This is a genomic window from Streptomyces sp. MnatMP-M17 (assembly GCF_900091995.1).
Taxonomy (GTDB): domain Bacteria; phylum Actinomycetota; class Actinomycetes; order Streptomycetales; family Streptomycetaceae; genus Streptomyces.
On sequence record NZ_FMDK01000675.1, the window covers coordinates 1 to 3,197 of the forward strand.

Sequence of the window (3,197 nt, forward strand, 5' to 3'; positions counted from 1 at the left end):
CCGCTCTCCCGGCAGAGGTCGTCGAAGGCCCCCGCATAGTGGTCGGCGGCGCGGCCCGGGTGTCCGCCCTGCCGGTCGGCGACGGCGAGGCAGCGCAGCAGCGGCCATCGCGAGGTCGCCCGGCGCAGCCCGCGCTCCCAGCTCCGTACGGCCTGGGCCAGATCTCCGGCGTGCCACTGCGCGACACCGAGGTGGTACTCGGTGAGCGGTTCGTCCAGGGCGGTCTCCAGCATGTCCCGCCAGTGCGGCGCCACCAGCGTGGGTCCGGGCGGTACGGCGGTGTCCGGCGCCGGCAGCATGCCGGTGGTCAGCAGCTCCACCCAGGGCTCCTGCTCCGCGCCGAGCGTGGACTCCTCGAAGGGCGTGCCCGGCAACTTGTACCCGGCGCGCAGCACTTCCAGCGCGCCCCAGCCGGAGCCGGCCGCGAGCCGCTCACCCGGTTCGGCGTCGGCGTACGGCAGCCATGCCGTGTACGCGGCGTCGACGTCCGCGCGCGGGAGCGCCGCTTCGAGCCGGTCCGTGACCTCGCTGCGGGCCCTGTCCCAGTCGTCCGCGTGGACGGCCTCCGGATCCGCCGTGAGCGGTCCGTACGCCTCCAGCCAGCTCAACTCGCCCTCGGCTTCGAGCGGGATGTGTTCGAGCTGGGTACGGGCGAGGCCGGCCTGGATCTCCGTGTATCCCGGTGTGCCCGGCTCGGTCAGCCAGCGCTGCCAGTTGCGCCCGCCGCGGCCCGTGCCCCACAGGAACAGCTTGCGCCCGCGCAGTGTGTCGGTCGATGTCTGTACGAGGCCCGTGCCGCGCGCGTCGAGCGAGGCGATCCACTTCCGTGCGCCGGCGGGCACCTCGTAGAAGTAGTCGGCCGGGAACTCGGCACGCGTGGAGTACGTATGGTCCGCGCCGCCGGGCTCCGCCACCGGTACCGGCACCTCGCGCAGCCTGCGCTCGTATCCGAAGTGCCAGGCCGACTCCGCCGGTGCGAGCACCCGCGTTCCCTCGTCCTCCTCGACCGCGATGTTGGACCACCAGTAGACGGGCGCGGTCCGTTCATGGGGATTGCGGATCCGTACGCCGGCGTAGAGGAAGTCGGAGCCGTCGGGCAGCCACAGATCCACCTGGAACGGCAGATCGCGCAGTCGCTCCCACTCCCAGAGCCTGAGCATCTCGCCGCCGTCGGGAGCGGGTACGAGCGCGGCGTGCACCGGTGCGCAGGAGAGGGTGGTGTGGCCGGTGGCGCCGATGTTCCACTCGATGCCACCGGAGAACCAGGCCCCGCTCAGCGCGAAACAGGCGGGCTGCAACACCGGGTTGCGGTAGACCAGTTCACGCCCGGTCGGCTTGTGGTGGAGCGAGTGGATCCGGCCGCCGAGACCGGGCAGCACGGTGGCCCGCAGCCGGTCGTTCTCGATCACGATCGCGTCGATACCGGTCTCACGGCGCTCCCGTCCGTAACCGTCCAGAATCCGGACGGGCAGCGGCGTGCGCAGCGGCTCGTAGCCGATCTGCCGTGCCATGTCACTCGGCAGTTTCCTTCTGTCGCGATCGTCGACCGTGTGCGCCTCGTCGAGGGTCCGCAGGGCCGGCAGCGGATTCTCCGGCCCCAAAGGGGCGGCGGGCAGGGTCAGTACGGCACGTCGCACAGTCGTGGCCATGGCAACCTCGCTTCGTTCACACGGGCGGCCGACAGCCCCTTCGGCCGACGGCCCGATGACCATGGAACACGGCGAAGGCCCAACTGACCAGGGTGACTCGGCGCGTCGGGCCTCCCGTCACCCGGCGCGTCAGGCGTCGCTTCCATAGCCGAGGCGGTCCCCGGAGTGGTCGTCGCCGAAGGCGTCCACGATCAGATCCGTGAGCAGCGCGCCCGCCGTTCCTTCCGGGTCGAGGTCCGGATCGTAGATCGTCACATTGAGGCCCGCACAGCGCTCCGAGCGCACCAAGGTCCGCAGCAGTACGGCGAGTTCGCCGGGCAGCAGACCACCCGGGTCCGGGCTGTCGACCGCGGGCATGACCTCCGGATCGAGCACATCCGCGTCCAGATGGACCCAGAATCCCTCGGTGACCGGTGTCTCCAGTGTCCGGAGCACGGCTCCCGCCATCTCCGCCACGCCCCGTTCGCGCAGCTCGCCGACGGTCGCGGTGGGGATCCTCAGCCGGGCAAGCTCCTCTCGGTCCGTGTCGTAGTCCCTGATCCCGAAGAGCCGTATGTCCTCGTCGCGCAGATACGGCCGCAGTCCCTCCAGATCGGTCAGATCGCGCTGGCCGCGTCCGGTGCCGATGGCCAGCTCCTCGCCGCCCGCCGCGCCGATACGCCCGGAGTTGCCCGGGTGCCGGAAGTCCGCCGAACCGTCGATGGCGGCCAGGCCGTACCGCCCGATCCGGCGCAGCGCGAGCGACGCGCCGAGCTGGATGGAACAGTCGCCGCCCAGCACCACCGGGAAGTCCTTGGCCCTGACATGGTGCTCGATCCGGTCGGCGAGCCGAGGTGTGTAGCGGGCGATGGCAGCCGCGTTGAAGACGCCGTCGCCCTCCTTCCAGTCGCCGCGGTCATAGCGCGGCGGGACGACGACACCGCCCTCGAAGGCGCCGATCCGCTGGACGATCCGCTGCTCGCGCAGGGCGCCCGCGAGCTTGTAACAGCCCGGTACCACACCGGGCGCCGGAGGACGCAGTCCCAGGTTGGACGGGGCGTCGATCACCACGATATTCCGCATGCGGACCATCCTCGCCGCCGTATTCTCCCCCTCCAAGAGGTTTCGGTGAGAGCGGAAGCAAGAACGGAAGGCGGGCGGCGGGATGACCACACGGCATACCTACCGAGTGATCGTGCGAGGGACGTTCGAAGGACTGACGGACGGAACGAGGGCCCGGCTGCTCGGCGAGGTGGACCGGCACGGTCTGACGGAGATGCGGTTCACCCCGGAGGGCTCGCTCACCTATGACCGGGCGCTGAGGCACTTCAGCTACCGGTATGTGGTCGTCTCGGACGCGGCGGACGGCGAGGAGATGGCGGGCGCGCTCGCCGAGGACCGTGCCGAGACGGCGCTGAAGACACTGGGATACGGCCATGGCGAGCTGCGGTCCACCGTGACCGACATGGACACCATGAAGATCAACCGCAAGGGCCGCTGACCAGGTCGGCGCGGAGTCAGGTCAGCGCGGAGTCAGGTCAGCGCGGAGTCAGGTCAGCGCGGAGTCAG

The 3,197-nt window shown here is 70.8% G+C and carries 3 protein-coding genes; 1 reads left to right on the forward strand and 2 read right to left on the reverse strand.

Annotated elements, in window-relative coordinates; all coding sequences use genetic code 11:
* Positions 1-1,649 (reverse strand): DUF5107 domain-containing protein (locus GA0115259_RS28010; protein ID WP_107469276.1); only part of this gene is annotated, 1,649 nt, incomplete at its 3' end.
* Positions 1,650-1,778: 129 nt separating this feature from the next.
* Positions 1,779-2,711, reverse strand: a complete 933-nt coding sequence (locus GA0115259_RS28015) for an arginase family protein (protein WP_093602204.1) — start codon at positions 2,709-2,711, stop codon at positions 1,779-1,781.
* An 82-nt stretch (positions 2,712-2,793) separates the two neighbouring features.
* On the opposite strand from GA0115259_RS28015, the gene GA0115259_RS28020 reads away from it, so the two are divergent.
* Positions 2,794-3,129 (forward strand): DUF6204 family protein, encoded by a 336-nt coding sequence (locus tag GA0115259_RS28020; protein WP_093602206.1) that lies wholly within the window; start codon positions 2,794-2,796, stop codon positions 3,127-3,129.
* Positions 3,130-3,197: the final 68 nt, after the last annotated feature.